Annotated in this window: 13 protein-coding genes; 8 read left to right on the forward strand and 5 right to left on the reverse strand. The window is 69.4% G+C overall.

The genetic code is table 11. The annotated features are described in order from the left end of the window. Nucleotide 1: 1 nt before the first annotated feature. Nucleotides 2-430, reverse strand: a complete 429-nt coding sequence (locus VHU88_07525; protein HEX3611523.1) for a BlaI/MecI/CopY family transcriptional regulator — start codon at nt 428-430, stop codon at nt 2-4. A 315-nt stretch (nt 431-745) separates the two neighbouring features. Between VHU88_07525 and VHU88_07530 the strand changes: the two genes are divergently transcribed. Then, nucleotides 746-2,272 carry an acyl-CoA synthetase gene (locus VHU88_07530; protein ID HEX3611524.1) on the forward strand — a complete coding sequence of 509 codons (1,527 nt, stop codon included), beginning with the start codon at nt 746-748 and terminating at the stop codon, nt 2,270-2,272. 28 nt (nt 2,273-2,300) lie between these two features. Beyond that, nucleotides 2,301-3,164: an SDR family oxidoreductase gene (locus VHU88_07535; protein ID HEX3611525.1), complete on the forward strand. Its 864-nt coding sequence runs from the start codon at nt 2,301-2,303 to the stop codon at nt 3,162-3,164. Between the two features lie 66 nt (nt 3,165-3,230). Here VHU88_07535 and VHU88_07540 read toward each other — a convergent pair whose 3' ends face one another. From VHU88_07540 to VHU88_07555, 4 genes are all read right to left on the reverse strand, one after another. After that, nucleotides 3,231-4,382, reverse strand: coding sequence for an acyl-CoA dehydrogenase family protein (locus VHU88_07540; GenBank protein ID HEX3611526.1), 1,152 nt, complete (start codon nt 4,380-4,382; stop codon nt 3,231-3,233). Beyond that, entirely contained in the window at nt 4,372-5,538 is a 1,167-nt protein-coding gene (locus tag VHU88_07545; protein ID HEX3611527.1) for an acetyl-CoA C-acetyltransferase, read from the reverse strand. The genes VHU88_07540 and VHU88_07545 overlap by 11 nt, the downstream gene beginning before the upstream one ends. 116 nt (nt 5,539-5,654) lie before the next feature. Continuing rightward, nucleotides 5,655-6,299 carry a TetR/AcrR family transcriptional regulator gene (locus VHU88_07550; protein HEX3611528.1) on the reverse strand — a complete coding sequence of 215 codons (645 nt, stop codon included), beginning with the start codon at nt 6,297-6,299 and terminating at the stop codon, nt 5,655-5,657. Nucleotides 6,300-6,318: 19 nt separating this feature from the next. After that, entirely contained in the window at nt 6,319-8,172 is a 1,854-nt protein-coding gene (locus VHU88_07555) for a helix-turn-helix domain-containing protein (GenBank protein HEX3611529.1), read from the reverse strand. 140 nt (nt 8,173-8,312) lie between these two features. Here VHU88_07555 and VHU88_07560 point away from each other — a divergent pair, with 140 nt between their 5' ends. The 6 genes from VHU88_07560 (at nt 8,313) to VHU88_07585 (ending at nt 15,056) form a co-directional block, all read left to right on the forward strand. After that, nucleotides 8,313-9,323, forward strand: coding sequence for a hypothetical protein (locus tag VHU88_07560; protein ID HEX3611530.1), 1,011 nt, complete (start codon nt 8,313-8,315; stop codon nt 9,321-9,323). Nucleotides 9,324-9,380: 57 nt separating this feature from the next. Continuing rightward, nucleotides 9,381-11,861: a pyruvate, phosphate dikinase gene (locus VHU88_07565; GenBank protein ID HEX3611531.1), complete on the forward strand. Its 2,481-nt coding sequence runs from the start codon at nt 9,381-9,383 to the stop codon at nt 11,859-11,861. 31 nt (nt 11,862-11,892) lie between these two features. Beyond that, nucleotides 11,893-12,309, forward strand: a complete 417-nt coding sequence (locus tag VHU88_07570; protein ID HEX3611532.1) for a PEP-utilizing enzyme — start codon at nt 11,893-11,895, stop codon at nt 12,307-12,309. 49 nt (nt 12,310-12,358) lie between these two features. Further along, nucleotides 12,359-13,774 (forward strand): hypothetical protein, encoded by a 1,416-nt coding sequence (locus tag VHU88_07575; protein HEX3611533.1) that lies wholly within the window; start codon nt 12,359-12,361, stop codon nt 13,772-13,774. A 150-nt stretch (nt 13,775-13,924) separates the two neighbouring features. Next, complete coding sequence (locus tag VHU88_07580; GenBank protein HEX3611534.1) at nt 13,925-14,149, forward strand: DUF2630 family protein; 225 nt, start codon at nt 13,925-13,927, stop codon at nt 14,147-14,149. Nucleotides 14,150-14,273: 124 nt separating this feature from the next. After that, entirely contained in the window at nt 14,274-15,056 is a 783-nt protein-coding gene (locus VHU88_07585; protein HEX3611535.1) for a tyrosine-protein phosphatase, read from the forward strand. Nucleotides 15,057-15,304: the final 248 nt, after the last annotated feature.

Genomic DNA, 15,304 nt, shown 5'->3' on the forward strand with positions numbered 1-15,304 from the left:
CTCACGGCCGGCCGTCGGTCCGTTCCGCGGCCAGTAGTTCGCTGAGCAGAGCGGCGTCGTCCGGGCTCAGGTCGGCGACGAAGTACGCCAGCACTCCGGCCCGGTCGTCCTCCGACGCCAACAGCCGACTCATGCTGCGCGCGGTCATCGTCGCCGGCAGTTGCGAGTCCGGCGCCGCAAGCCGGTAAGCCCGGGCCCGCCCCGGCCCCGGCACGCTGACCAGCGCGCCCTTGTCGCGCAGGCGCTGCAACGTCGTGGTGACCGTCGTGTAGGCCAGCGCACCGCCCAGGCGATCCTGGACATCCCGCGGCCCGAGCGGGCTGTCGGCGGCGCCGAGCACCGCCAGGACCTGCTCCTCGAGCCCCCCGGCCGCCCGTCGTTGCGGCACCGTGACCTCCCCGCCCGAATCGATCTCCGGCGGCCTGGCCACCGCTGCCTCCGCTTGACACGACGGAAGCGAAATCACAGTACCGACCCAGTCGTGGCACCGCGCGTGGACCGCGTCTGCATGGGTGAGTCGTGTCCCGACAGGGCCGGAACCTCGTGCCTGCGATCTTCCGCCACCAAGGGCCTGCGTATGGGCCCAATTTTGAATCGGGGATCAGTTCCGATGCCGGACGGCCGGCGGGTGGAAATGGAGCAGTCTCCTAGTGCGGGCTTGATGTTGCGCTGATGACTACACTCCTCGCAGCGCTGCAGGAAGCTCGTTTTCTAAGATTGCTTCAACCACTGAGGTGGTGCCGAGATGTACCCCGGAGCCCATTGCGTCGAGCACCCCGACAAGCCCGCGATCGTGATGACCAGCGGGCGGGTGACGACCTACGCGCAGCTCGAGGAGCGCTCGGCCCGCCTGGCCCAGGCGCTGGCTGATCTCGGGCTGCGCCAGGGCGACGTCATCGCGATGCTGACCGACAACCGCCCTGAGGCGATCGAGCTCTACTGGGCCGCGCTGCGGGGCGGTTTCTATCTCACCGCCGTCAACTACAACCTGTCCGTCGACGAGGCCGGTTACATCGTCGACGACTGCGACGCCAAGGTGCTGTTCGTCGCCGCGCCGCTCGCGGAGATCTCGACGAAGATCGCCGCCCGAACCCCGCAGATGCTTCACCGCTTCGCGATCGACGGGCAGATCGACGAGCACGGCGACTACGAGGACCTCGTCGCCGGCGCCCGGGGCAAGCTGCCGATCGGACCGCGCGGGGCCGACATGCTCTATTCCTCGGGCACCACCGGCCGGCCCAAGGGCGTCAAGCCGCCGTTCCTCGGCATCGACATCGACCAGCCGGGTGACCCGCTGACGCAGATGACCGGGAACTTCTTCGGCCTGTCGGCCTCGGACGTCTACCTCTCCCCCGCCCCGATCTACCACGCGGCACCGCTGCGCTGGTGCGGCGTCGTCCACGCCCACGGCGGAACCGTGGTGATGATGGAGAAATTCGGCGCCGAAGCTTCGCTGCGCGCAGTGGCCGAGCACCAGGTCACCGTGCTGCAGATGGTTCCCACGATGTTCGTCCGGCTGCTGCAACTCGACGACACGACCCGGACCGGCCCCGACCTGAGCAGTCTGCGTCTCGCGATCCACGCGGCGGCGCCCTGTCCACCGGACGTGAAGCAGGCGATGATCGACTGGTGGGGGCCGATCCTGGTCGAGTACTACGGCGCCACCGAGGGCAACGGGCTGACGGTGATCGGGTCGGCGGACTGGCTGAAGAAGCCGGGCTCGGTGGGCCGCAGTGTGCTCGGCCCGGCGCACATCTGCGCCGACGACGGCACCGAACTCGCCGTCGGTGAGGTCGGCACCGTGTACTTCGAGCGCCCCTACGTGCCGTTCGAATACCACAAGGACCCGGCCAGGAGCCGGGCCGCGCAGCACCCCGAACATCCGACCTGGACGGCGGTCGGCGACCTCGGTTACCTCGACGAGGACGGCTATCTGTTCCTCACCGACCGCAAGGCGTTCACGATCATCTCCGGCGGCGTGAACATTTATCCGCAGGAGATCGAGAACGTCCTGACGATGCACCCCGCGGTCCACGACGTCGCCGTGATCGGCGTCCCCGACCCGGACTTCGGCGAGGCGGTCAAGGCGGTGGTCCAACTGCGCGAGGGCATCGTCGGCGACGACGCGCTCGCCGCGGCGCTGGTCGAGCACGTCCGCGGGCGGATCGCGCGCTTCAAGGTGCCGCGCTCCGTCGACTTCGTCGCCGACCTGCCGCGCACGCCCACCGGGAAGCTGCTGAAGGGTGAGCTGAAGAAGCAGTACCTGGCCTGAGTCCGCACGAACCCCGAGGAGCACATCGATGTCCGGAGTCGAAGGTCGCAGCGTCGTGGTCACCGGCGCGGGCGGCGGCCTGGGCCGGGAGTACGCACTGCTGCTGGCGCACCACGGCGCGAACGTCGTGGTCAACGATCTCGGCGGCTCGCGCGACGGCTCGGGAGCCGGCTCGGCGATGGCCGACCAGGTGGTCGCGGAGATCAAGGAGGCCGGCGGGACCGCCGTCGCGAACTACGACAGCGTCGCCACCCCCGAGGGTGCGGCAAGTGTCGTCCGCACCGCGGTGGAGTCCTTCGGCGCGATCCACGGCCTGGTCAACAACGCCGGGATCCTGCGCGACAAGAGCTTCGCCAAGCTCGACGCCGAGTCGTGGGACTCCGTGCTGAAGGTTCACCTGTACGGGGCGTACCACGTCACTTCCGCTGCCTGGCCGTACTTCCGCGAGCAGAACTTCGGCCGCATCGTGATGGCCACGTCCACCAGTGGCCTGTTCGGCAACTTCGGCCAGGCGAACTACGGGGCGGCCAAGAACGGCCTCGTCGGCCTGGCGAACACGCTGGCGCTGGAGGGGGCGCGGAACAACATCCGCGTCAACGCGGTCGCTCCGATGGCCGCGACCCGGATGACGGCCGACGTCGCGCCGCCGGAGGTGCTCGCCGCACTCGGCCCCGAGCACGTCGCGCCGGTCGTGGTCCATCTGCTGTCGGAGGAGTTGGACACCACCGGCGCGGTCTTCGTGGTCGGCGGCGGCGAGCTCTACCGGGTGGCCCTGTTCCAGAACGACGGCGTGCGTTGGCCGACCCCGCCGACGGTGGCCGAGGTCGCGCAGCGCTGGTCCGAGGTGGTCGACCTGTCCGCCGCGGTGCCTGGGCGGAACCCCGTCGGCTGACCCCCCCTCGCGTATGAGAGAACCCCGCTCACGTATGAGAGTGCCCCGCTCGATCATCGATGATCGTCAGTCCCGGAGCAGGTCGCGGCCGATCAGTTCCTTCATGATCTCGGTGGTCCCGCCGTAGATGGTCTGCACGCGCGTGTCTACGTAGGCCTTCGCCACTGGGTACTCGGTCATATATCCGTAGCCGCCGTGCAGCTGCAGGCATCGGTCGATGACGCGCTTCTGCAGTTCGCTGATGTACCACTTGCCCTTGGCCGCGTCGACGTCGCTGAGTGCGCCGCGGTTGTAGGCCAGCACCGAGCGGTCGACGTAGGCCTCGGCGACGTCGATCTCCGTCGACATCTCGGCCAGCGCGAACCGCGTGTTCTGGAAGTCGGCGATCCGCTGGCCGAACGCGGTGCGCTGCTTGCAGTACTCGACGGTCATCTCGAAGACCGCGCGCGTGGTGCTAATGGCCATCGCGCTGATTCCCAGCCGCTCGCGGGGCAGGTGGCTCATCAGGTAGTACAGCCCGCGGCCTTGTTCGCCGAGCAGGTTCTCGGCCGGGACCCGCGCGTCGTCGAAGAAGAGTTCCGCGGTGTCCTGCCCGGGAAGCCCGATCTTGTCGAGCTTCCGGCCGCGCACGAAGCCCGGAGTTCCGGCCTCCACGACGAACAGCGAGAACCCGCGGGATCCGGCCTCCGGGTCGGTGCGGGCCGCGACGACGACGAGATCGGCCATGATCCCGCTGGAGATGAAGGTCTTCTGGCCGTTCAGGACCCAGTGGTCGCCGTCGCGGCGGGCCGAGGTCCGGATGCCGCGCAGGTCGCTGCCGGCGCCCGGTTCGGTCATCGCCAACGCACCGAGCAGTTCGCCCTTCGCGAACGCGGGGAGCCAGCGCTTGCGTTGCTCGACGTCGGTGATGTCGAGCAGGTAGGCCAGCACCAGGTCGTCCTGCAGTCCGAGGGTCACCCCGAAGGACAGGGCGTTGACCTTGGCGACCTCCTCGCAGGTGACCAGCCGGAACCGGTAGTCCAGCTCGCCGGCGCCGCCGTACTCCTCCGGGACGGCGAGGGCGTAGATGCCGACCTCGGCGGCCCGGGCGTACACCTCTCGTGGGATCCAGCGCTCGGTGTCCCACTGGTCCTTGTGCGGCACGACCTCGCGCTCGAGGAACTCCCGAACGGTGCCGCGGTAGTCCTCGTGATCGGCTTCGTAGAGGTTACGTTCCACGGCTGGAGAGCCTTTCGAGGATCGTGACGTTGGCCTGCCCGCCGCCCTCGCACATCGTCTGCAGGCCGTAGCGCCCCCCGGTCCGCTCGAGCTCGTGCAGCAACGATGTCATCAGCCGCGCGCCGGTGCATCCGATGGGATGGCCCAGCGCGATCGCGCCGCCGTTCGGGTTGACCTTGGCCGGATCGGCCCCCAGCTCGATGTTCCACGCCAGAACGACCGGGGCGAACGCCTCGTTGATCTCCACCACGTCGATGTCGTCGATGGTCAGGCCTGCCCGCTTGAGCGCGTGTTGGGTGGCCGGGATCGGCGCCTCGAGCATCATGATCGGGTCCGAGCCGCGCACCGACAGGTGATGCACGCGGGCCCGCGGCGTGAGGCCGAACCGCTGGACCGCGGCTTCGCTCGCCACCAGCAAGGCCGCCGAGCCGTCGGAGATCTGGCTGGCCACCGCCGCGGTCAGGACTCCCCCCGGCACGAGCGTTTGCAGCGAGGCCATCTTCTCCAGAGACGTGTCGGCCCGCGGCCCCTCGTCGGTGTCGACCCCGGCGTAGGCGGTGATCTCGCGCCGGAAGTGGCCGGCGGCGATCGCGGCAAGCGCGCGCTGGTGGCTCTGGTACGACCAGGCCTCGCAGTCCTCGCGGGTCAACTTCCAGTTCTCGGCCATCATCTCGGCACCCCGGAACTGGGAGATCTGTTCATCGGAGTAGCGGGCCGCCCAGCCCTCGCACCCGGTCCACGGATCAACGGAGCCGTACGGCTCGCCGGCCGCGAACGCGGACAGGATCGGGAACTGGCTCATCTTCTGCACGCCGCCGGCGACCACCAGGTCGGCCGTCCCGCTCATCACGGCCTGGGCCGCGAAATGCACGGCCTGCTGTGCGGACCCGCACTGCCGGTCGATCGTCACCCCCGGCACGGATTCCGGCAGCCCGGCAGCCAACGCGGCGGTCCGGGCGATGTCGCCGGCCTGGGCGCCGATGTTGTCCAGGCAACCCAGGATCACGTCGTCGATGCAGGCGGGGTCGATCCCCGACCGCTCGACCACGGTCTTGATGGTGTGGGCGGCGAAGTCGGCGGGGTGCACCCCGGCGAAGCCGCCGTTGCGGCGGCCGACCGCGGTCCGCGCGGCGTCGACGATGTAGGCCTCGGGCATGGAACGTCCTCGTCCGGTAGGGGTGGCCGGCAACTCCGCGTCCGACCTGAATCGAATCTAACTTAAATTAAAGCACGGGACCGAACGTCAGTCGACAGCCCGTGACGAACCGGGGATCAGGCCGGGGACAGCCCGTTGCGCACCAGCTGCGCGGCGACGGCGACGACCTTGTCCAACGAACCCCGGCGGGGCTTCCACCATTCGGCCGTCCAGTTCAACGAACCCATCACGAGCATCTGCGCCAGATAGGGGTCGAGCGCAGGGTCGATCTCCCCGGCGGCCGCTGCCTCCTTGAACAGCTTGCGCCACACCTCGCCGTACCTGGCCTCCTCGGCCAGTTGGCGCTTGCGAAGCTTCTCCGGAAGTTGACCCGAGTTGCGGATCGAGGCCGTGGTGTAGTCGGACAGGTCGAGTTCGTGCCGCAGGTGCGCCTCGACGGCGAGCAGGATCCGGTCCATCGGCCGGAGGTCGCCCGGCGCCGCGGCCAGCACCCCGACCAGGTGGTCGCGCATGTCGGCGATGCCGACCCACATGACCTCCTCGACGAGGTCCTCGCGCGAGGCGAAGTAGTAGTAGATCGCCGGGGTCTGGATCTCGGCGTACTCCGCGACGTCGGACAGTCGCATCCCGGCATAGCCCTTGACGCTGAGCACATGTGCGGCGGCGTCCAGGATCCGGGCGCGGGTCCGGGCCGATTTCGAGCCGCCGTCCGGATCGGTCGACGGCGCGGAGCGCTTCTTCGTCCTGCTCTGCGCAACCATGCCGAAATTCTAATCCAACTTAAGCCGACCCGGGGCCCGGATCCACTGCGGCACCGGTCGCGAACAGTTCAGCGGCGCGGACCGCTATGTCGGCCCGCAACCGGTCGTGGTGGTCGGCGAGGTCGAGGCCGGTCAGCTTCTCGACCTGCACCAATCGGTATTTGATCGTCTTGGCGTGGATGAACATCCGCGCGGCCGCGTCCTGCTGCGAGCAACCGCAGTCGAAGTAGGCGCGCAGGGTCGGCATCAGCACCCCGCGGTGCGCCCGGTCGTAGGAGATGATCGGCCCGACGGTCTCGGTGACGAAGCGCGAGAGGTCGGTGCTGCCCGGCTCGGCCAGCATCAGCCGCAGGATGCCGAGATCGTCGTGGCAGGACACGGCCCGGTCCGGCACGTGTCGCAACGCCCGCAGCGCGGTGCGGGCCTCGGCCAGTGCATCGGCCAGGTCGGCGGGACGCTCGTGGACGGCGCTGACTCCCCAGGTCGGCGCGATGTCCGGGCGCGCGGCGACCAGTTCAGCGGTGACCCGGGTGAGCGCCTCCCGAGTGGTCGAGAGGGCAACGGCCCGCATCAGCACCAGCACGGTGTCGTCGCGGCCGGCCACCAGCACGGCCCGGGCGCTGAGTCCGGCGCGCACGATGTTGGTCAGCCCGCGCCGGATCGCGTCCAACTGCGTGCCGGTCCACCCTTCCGCTGTCGCCGCCGCGTCCAGGCCACGCAGTTCGCAGACCAGCACCCGCAGTCGGCCGGTCAGGTCGATCCGGAGGCTGCGGGCGCGGGTCAACCCCGTGCGCCGCTCATTGACCGAGTCGTGGAGCAGGCTCAGCAGCAACTCCTCCTGCGCGCCGGCGCGGGCGCGGGCCGCGGCCTGCTCCTGGAGGTTGCTCAACGAACAGGCCAGGCTGGCCTGGGTCACGGCCAACTCGTAGTCCTCGTCGCTCGCGTCGGCACCGGCGGCCAGTCCCAGCCAGCCGAAGTGGTCGGTGCCCGACGACACCGCCCGCACGATCACCGGCCGCTCGCCGCGGCGCACCCAACTCTGGCCGCCCGCCCGGCCGGCACTGGAGAGGTGCTCACGCAGCACCCGGGTCAGCTCCGTGGCCTCGCGGCCGGGCGGGTAGACGGCCACCGGTTCCAGGTAGGCGTCGAGATAGACCGTGGTCCCGGACGTCCGCTGGGCGGCGATGCGCACGATCGCGGCGGACCCGCCGCCGTCGATGATCGAGGAGACCAACTCCTGCTGGGTAGCCAGGGCGTGCTCGACGCGGTGCAGGTGCGTCTGCATCTGACGGTGCGCCAGTTCCACCTCCCGCATGCTCTGCGTGGTCGCGTCGCGCAACCGGGCGTTGTTCAGCGCGATCGCGCCCAGCTCCGCCAGCGCCACCAACCGCTGCGTCTCGGCCGGGGTGAACACCGCCCTGCGGCGCCGCCAGACCTCGAGCACCCCGATCACCTCGCCGCCCAGGCTCAGTGGGGCGGCCAACGCCGAGCGCACCTGCTCGGCCCGGGCCAGGTCGCGGAAGTGGTCGGAGATCACCTCGCTGCGCACGTAGGAGTCGACCCCCGCGACGTCGCCGGTAGCGAACACCAGACCGGCCAGGCCCTCGTTGGGACCCATCCGGAGCCGGGCAGTCTGCCGGTTCCGGTTGCCCACGCAGCCGCGCATGACGATGCGTTCGCCCTCGCGGAGGAACACCCCGGCGATGTCGGCGTCCAGCGCCGCGAGCGCCTCATGGGTGACGGAGGACAACGCGGCTTCCAGGTCGACCGCGGCCATGACCTTCACCGCGACCGCCCGCAGCGACGCGTTCTCCGCCTCGGCAGCTGCCGCCCGCGCCAGCGCGGCCGCCAGGGCTTCCGTTCCGGTGCCCACCGCTGCCTCCTGAACCGACCCGCGAATCTATCTCCGAAAGATAAACCCGACTGTGGTTGCGCCGCACCGTCGATATGGAACCGATCCGCCGCCCCGCGCACGATTGACCCGTTCCGAGCGACCAGACGAGAGGACCGGGAATGATCACCGCAGCCGACGCCGAGTTCCACGCCCCGAGTTCGGACACGCCGACCTGGGCCGAGACCAACTACTTCGGCTTCTACGACGTCGAATCCGGGCTCACCGGCGGCATCTACCTGCTGTTCCGCCCGAACCTCGGCGTCGTCACCTCGCTGATCGTGCTGAACACCAAGCAGGCCACCACCCCGTGGGGCGCGGACTTCGTCGACCTGCGCAACCACCTGGCGATCCCGGAGCCGCGCTCGCTGCACACCTACGCACTCGACAACGGCCTGCGCGTCGAGACGGTCGTTCCCAACCACACCTGGCACGTCACCTACGACGACGGTGAGGGCACCACGATCGACGTCGTGCACGCCGGGCTGATGGAGCCCTACGACATCAACGACCCCGAGCAGGACCCGATCACCGCCGCCGCGCTGGCCAAGGCGAAGGACGACGGCTTCCAGTGGGGCACGGCGTACAAAGGCCACTTCGACACCACCGGCAAGGTCACCGGCACCGTGTCGGTCCGCGGCAAGCACTACAGCATCGGCTGCGTCGCCACCATGGACCACTCGTGGGGTCCGCGCCCGGAGCGCGGCATCCCGGAGATGTCCTGGATGCACGCCCACTTCTCGGAGAACTACGCGATCCACGCGCTCTACAGCTTCGACGCCTCCACCGGCGGCGGGGAATACCAACTGGCCCACGGCTACGTGCTCGAGGACGGGCAGGTCTACGGCCTCGCCGGCGGCTTCGGCACCACGAAGCGCGACGAGAACAAGTTTCCGGACCAGGTCTTCACCGAGCTCACCGACACGCGCGGGATCGTGCACCGCCTCGACGGCACATTCGTGAACGGCTACCCCTGGCTGTTCTGGATGAACATGGTCGGCTTCACCTCGTTCATGAAGTTCACCGACACCTACGGCAACGTCGGCTGGGGCGAGGCCATGGACCTGTGCGAACTGCCCACCCTCACCGCCCCCCGCGACCAGCGCAAGGTCACCGGCGGCCGTTCGCACTGAGGCTCGCTCGCCCGACCCGGACAGTCCCGATCCGCACGTCCCTGCGAGGAGCAAACGATGACCGGCTACGTGCACGACCTGCCCGACCTGGACCCGAACGCGATCGATCGGCTCGGCGGCAAGGGTGCCGGGCTGGGCCGGATGCATCGACTGGGCCTGCCGGTCCCGCCGGCGTTCGTGATCGACACCGACGCCTGCCGCACCTACCGCGAGGACGGCGGCACCCTGCCGGAAGGCCTGCCCAAGGACATCGGCGCAGCGATGGAGCGCCTGCAGGCCGCCACGGGCAAGGGTTTCGTCGCCGGGGACGGCGTCCCGCTGCTGGTGTCGGTCCGCTCCGGGGCCAAGATCTCCATGCCCGGGATGATGGACACAGTCCTGAACCTGGGCCTGGACCGCAACTCCGTGCTGCGGCTGGCCGCGGCGGGCGGCGACGAGTTCGCCGTCGACACCTGGCTGCGCTTCTGGGCGATGTTCGCCGACATCGTGCTCGACTGCGACGGCGAGTGGCTCAAGCAGTCCGTCGCCGAGCAACGCGACGCCGCGGCCGCGGGGCTGACGCCGGAAACGGCCGCCGCGCTGGAGACGGCGATCGTCGCCGGCCTGGAGGACGAAGGCGCGCAGGCTCCCGTCGATCCGGCCGACCAGCTGATCGCCGCGGTGCGCGCGGTCTTCTCCTCGTGGGACTCCCGCCGGGCCAAGGCCTACCGGGCCCACCACGGCATCCCGGACGACCTCGGCACCGCGGTCGTCGTCCAGGCGATGGTGTTCGGCAACCTCGGTGGCCTGTCCGGCAGCGGCGTCGCGTTCACCCGCGACCCGAAGACCGGCGAGAACCGGCTGTTCGGCGAGTTCCTCGCCGGTGGTCAGGGCGAGGAGGTCGTCGCGGGCACCAAGACTCCGGTCGATCTCGCCGAGCCGCGAGCGCACGCGAGCGACTCCGACGAGCGAGGAACGAGTGAGGAGGACAAGCTCGCCATGTCGCCGTGGGCCGACGTCGTCGCCGAGCTCGAGGCGTTCGGCCGCCGGCTGGAACGCGAGTACACGGACGCGTTGGACATCGAGTTCACCGTCGAGGACGGGAAGCTCTACCTGCTGCAGGTCCGGGCCGCCAAGCGCACCGCGGCCGCGGCCGTGGCCACCGCGACCCAGCTGGTCGACGAAGGCCTGATCACCACTGATCAGGCGCTGCACCGGGTCACCCCGGACCAGCTGCGCAAGCTGGTCGACCCCGAGTTCGACGCCGCCGCCCTGGCGCAGGCCGAAACGGCGGGCAAGCTGCTGGTCTCCGGGATCGGCGCCTCGCCCGGCCACGGCAGCGGCGTCGCGGTGCTCGACGCCGACCGCGCCGCCCACCGGGCCGCCTCCGGCGAGCCGGTGGTCCTGGTCCGTGCCACCACCAGCCCGCAGGACCTGCCCGGCATGTTGGCCGCCCAGGCCGTCGTGACCGCGCGCGGCGGCGCGACCTCGCACGCCGCGGTGGTGGCCCGCGCCTTGGACAAGCCGTGCGTCACCGGCTGCTCGGAGCTGGCCGTCCGCCCGGACGAGGGCGTGTTCCTGGTCGACGGAAAGACCTACCCGGAGGGCACGTTCCTCTCGGTCGACGGCGCCACCGGAAGGGTTTACGCCGCCGACATTCCCCGCGGGATCCCGGAGTCGAACCTGACGCGCATGGCGGCCTTGCTGGGCTGGGCCGATGCCGCGTCGTCGGCCTCGGTCTGGGTCCCCACCACCGTCGGGGCGCAGTGGGGTGTCGGCGTGGTCGCGCTGACCGACCTGCTGCTCGGCGTCGGCCGGCTCGACGTTCTGATCGACGCGCTCGGCACGCTCAGCGCCGACCCGGGCGCGAAGGTCGCCGAGCACCTGGTCCCCGCGATCCGCGCCGGGCTGGACCCGCTGCTGGTTGCGGCCGGTGAGCAGCCGGTCGACCTGCGGCTGCCGGTGCTCTCCTCGGCCCGGGCGCGGCGCTCGGTCGGCGAGTGGGCGTCGCTGGCCCCGGAACTGTTGCGGCCGTTGGGATCGCAGGCCCTGCTCGACGCCTACCTGACCGCGATCGGTCAGTCCGCGGCCGCCACCGGGCACCAGCGCCTGACCGTCCACATCGGTGGGGTGAGCAGCGCGGCCGAGGTTTCGGCGTTCGCCCAGCGGCTGGGCGATGCCGGCCTGTGCGCCGGAGCGGTCCTGCAGAACGCAGCGGTACTGGCCCGCCCCGAGCAGTTGGCGGCCACCGGCGCCGCGCTGTGGGTGGACCTGCCGGAACTGATCCGGACGTCCTGCGGTCAGCCCGCCGAACTCCTGTTCGACGCGGTCGACGAGGGCCTCGTGCCGCTGGTCGAGGACCTGCTGGTCGGCCTGGCCCGGGCCGGTTCCGCGTCCCGCATCGGGGTAGACCTGTCCGGCGGCTCGGTCACCGCGCTGGCCCCTGCCTTGCATCGCATGGGTTATCGGCACTTCGCGGCGGCGGCGGCCGGCCAGGCCGAGGCGCTGCGACTGTTGCTAGGTCGCACCGCCGTCCCCACCCCCGAAGCCAACCACTGAGTCCCGGAACAACGAGCCAGGAGAGGATCACATGAGCGTGGTCGCGCAGGGCTACAACGCCTTCGAGACGAACAAAACCGCCACCGGAACGGTGAAGTACCTGAAGGACCCCGCCTCGGTGATGGCCTTGATCAAGAGTGGGAAGCTCGGCGAGCACATCCTGCTCGTGCGTGGTGGGACCACGACCTTCCTCGCGCCGGCCCTGACGATGGGCGCGATCGGCGTGATCACGATGTCCGGTGCCCCGGAGTCCCATCTGGGCATCCTGTCCCGCGAGTTCCAGATCCCTTGCGTGATGACGGCCTACCTGACTTCCAGCCCCTCGCGCTACATCGTCGGCGACGCCGGCGACGAGCACTTCGCCGAGATCGTCGCCGAACTCGAGGGCAAGAAGGTCACCCTGGACTGCTCGGACCACGAAAGCGGCAAGATCGTGCTGGCCGCCTGAACCGCCCACCGACAACCTGACCACCCATCACATCGGAGTGATTGATCGTATGAACGGCAAGGCGGAGTACCTGAAGCGTTACGAGCCGGGCGACGACGGCCTGCGGTTCCAGAACCTGGAGTACATCGGCAACTTCAAGGGAATGCCCGGCGTGCCCGACGGCATCAAGGGCGACCGCATGATGCGGGAGCGAGCCAAGAGCGGGGTGCTGGGCAGGGTCGCCAAACAGGATGTCCTGAAGGACGAGTTCACTATCGATGAACTCAACGACCTCAACAACTACCTGGCGTGGAACATCTGGGACGTGCTGGTCATGCGCGCCACCGAGGGGGTCTCGGGCATGATCCCCCGTCAGGAGTACGAAATCCTGGCTTTCATGCAGGAGTTCTATCGCTACCCGCAGTTCATGCGCCTGATGACCGACCGGATCGGCGCCGAAGGCGTCATGGACATCGGTGCCAGTGCCCGTAAGGAGATCGGCACCAAGATCAACTGCGTGCACGACTGGTGCCTGGGTGCGGTCGCGTTCGGCATGGGCCGCTGCGGTCTGCTGGCGCTGGAGGCCATCGGCCCCGACGACTACGTCGAGGAATCGAACATCATCCTGAAGTTCATGCAACGCGTCCTGTGGGGCAAGCGCCAGGACGGCTACATCCTGAACTCCCAGGACAACTACCGTTGCCAGATCCACGACCAGTCCGTCATCGACATGGTGATGAGCGAGGTCGTCGACTTCGACGAGGGCAGCGAGGACTACCAGCGGTTCACCGGGTTCAACGCCACCGCAGAGTTGCTCGCGTTCTTCGACCACTACGACTGCCGGCTGGGTCTGGGCGACACCGGGCCCTACCCGCTGCCCGACGGCCGCCTGCTGATCATCCGCGACCTGTTCGTCAACGAGAGGGTCTACCACTGGTCGGACGTGTGCGACGAGCTTCCGCACTGCTACACCCTGGCCGTGGTGATCGACCCGGAGAAGCTCGGGCTCAAGGAGATCCGGGTCAACGACATCTCCACCACCTTCACGGTCCCGAAGAACTACATCCCCGCCATCACCGGTGGGGCGATCTTCGTGCGGCAGGAGTGGGACACCCCGATGGGTGAGGTGTACCCGCTCAAGCTGACCGAGCTGGAGCCGCACCTGGAGAAGATCCGCACCGCCACGGTCAAGATGTACGACAAGACCATCCGCATGCCGCGCCGCGAGCTGTGCACCAACGGCATCTGGTCCTACTACATCGACATGCTGCTGCCCTACCTGCGCAAGGCCGGTGTCTGGGACGAGGTCGTCTCGCCGAAGTACGACTTCTGGGAGATCGACCAGCGCGTGGCGAACTACTACTACGAGATCACCAAGCGCAACTTCGTCCAGGTCACCGTCCCGCAGAAGATCTTCTCCGGCGAGGGCTACCTGCCGTTCTCGGCCGAGGCGGACCTGCGGTCCAGCAAGTACGCCTGGATCTGAGCGACCCGTTCGGCGCGTCGCCGGTCCCGCAGCCTGCGGTCCGGCGACGCGCTGCCGGGCCTGGCCGAGGCCGGTCCGGTGGACGGCCCGTAGGGTGGGAACGTTCCGGCGGTCGAGTGCCGGGCCCCTGCGTGCGAAGGGATGTGCGCCATGCCGGACGACTTGGACGTGCTGAGCCGGATCCGAGCCCTGGTCGAGGAGGAGCACTCGTTGACCAGCCAGGAGGACGGCGCCCACCGGCGCAAGCAACTCGAGGAAGAACTCGACCAGTGCTGGGACTTACTCCGGCAACGCCGTGCCCGCCGCGAGTTCGGCGAGGACCCTGGCAACGCCCACGCCCGCTCGGTCGATCAGGTCGAGAAATACCTCCAGTAGCCGTTTCGGAGCACGCGCGAGGGGGCGGTGTTCTCCTGGGGTTCGCTCGACCGTCGTGGCAGCCGGCGGATGCCCTCGCGGAGACTGGGACTCGACGTCCGCAACTCTTCAAGGGGAACTGCCGATGCTGCTCGACGGGACCTTGACCGGGCCGCCGCACGCCCCGCGTTGGGTCCAGTTGGACTGCGCGGTGAACGCCCGCGACCTCGGCGGCATCCCGGTTGCGGGCGGGCGACGGGTCCGGACCGGGCGACTGTTCCGATCCGACCACCTCGACGACTGCTCGACCCGAGACCTTGCCGTGCTGCGCGACGCGCTCGGGATCCGCACGGTCATCGACCTGCGCCACCACCCGCGGGAGCGTGTCGACCCCAACCGTCCGCTGCCGTTCGGCACGGACGTCGACGTCTTCAACATCCCGATGGTCCGCGACCTCGAGACTTTCGGGTCGGCGCTGGCCGCCCCCGGGAACCGGGGCCTGAGCGCGTTCTACGTCGAGATGACCCGGCTGGACCGACGTCAGATCGTTGAGGCGGTACGCACCCTCGCGCTGCACTGCCGGGCCCCGGTATGGCTCCACTGCACCTCGGGCAAGGACCGCACCGGCACGGTGATCGCGTTGGTCCTGTCGTTGCTGGGGGCCTCGACCAACGACATCGTGGCTGATTACGCCTGCACCATCGTGGACCGGGACGCGGTGGCGGCGCACATGAAGCGGCAGGGCTGGCGGCCGAAGGGGTTCACCTCCGCGCACCTGCGGGCCGACGCGGTATCGATGCGGAACTTCTTGGACTGGTTCCGGGCAGAACACGGCACCGCGGCCGAGTGGCTAGTCAGGAACGGCCTGGAACCCCAACACCTCACCACGCTGCGCTCCGAACTGCTGGAGACGGATCCCGCAGCTTAAGTACAGAAATAAGGAGCCGTCACCACAACGGTCACCTCATCGGACGTGCACCGAAGTAACGGCGGAGCGGAGGCACCTGTGCCGACCACGGCGCAGGACGCGCCGTTGACGGAACAGCGTCTCGGAACGCTCACTGACCCGCGGCCGGCAACGGCGCGGGGGTAGCACGGGCCGGTCCGGGGCGAGTCAGGACACCGGCCAAACACTTCACCGCCGGCCCCAAGTCGGGGATCGCTCGGCGCCGGGAA

Source organism: Sporichthyaceae bacterium, assembly GCA_036269075.1.
In the GTDB taxonomy this organism is placed as follows: Bacteria; Actinomycetota; Actinomycetes; order Sporichthyales; family Sporichthyaceae; genus DASQPJ01.

Coding starts and splice junctions, on each gene's coding strand:
- VHU88_07575 (HEX3611533.1), top strand. CDS start 12,359: ATGAACGGCAAGGCGGAGTACCTGAAGCGTTACGAGCCGGGCGACGAC.
- VHU88_07530 (HEX3611524.1), top strand. CDS start 746: ATGTACCCCGGAGCCCATTGCGTCGAGCACCCCGACAAGCCCGCGATC.
- VHU88_07570 (HEX3611532.1), top strand. CDS start 11,893: ATGAGCGTGGTCGCGCAGGGCTACAACGCCTTCGAGACGAACAAAACC.
- VHU88_07565 (HEX3611531.1), top strand. CDS start 9,381: ATGACCGGCTACGTGCACGACCTGCCCGACCTGGACCCGAACGCGATC.
- VHU88_07580 (HEX3611534.1), top strand. CDS start 13,925: ATGCCGGACGACTTGGACGTGCTGAGCCGGATCCGAGCCCTGGTCGAG.
- VHU88_07545 (HEX3611527.1), bottom strand. CDS start 5,538: ATGCCCGAGGCCTACATCGTCGACGCCGCGCGGACCGCGGTCGGCCGC.
- VHU88_07535 (HEX3611525.1), top strand. CDS start 2,301: ATGTCCGGAGTCGAAGGTCGCAGCGTCGTGGTCACCGGCGCGGGCGGC.
- VHU88_07585 (HEX3611535.1), top strand. CDS start 14,274: ATGCTGCTCGACGGGACCTTGACCGGGCCGCCGCACGCCCCGCGTTGG.
- VHU88_07560 (HEX3611530.1), top strand. CDS start 8,313: ATGATCACCGCAGCCGACGCCGAGTTCCACGCCCCGAGTTCGGACACG.
- VHU88_07550 (HEX3611528.1), bottom strand. CDS start 6,299: ATGGTTGCGCAGAGCAGGACGAAGAAGCGCTCCGCGCCGTCGACCGAT.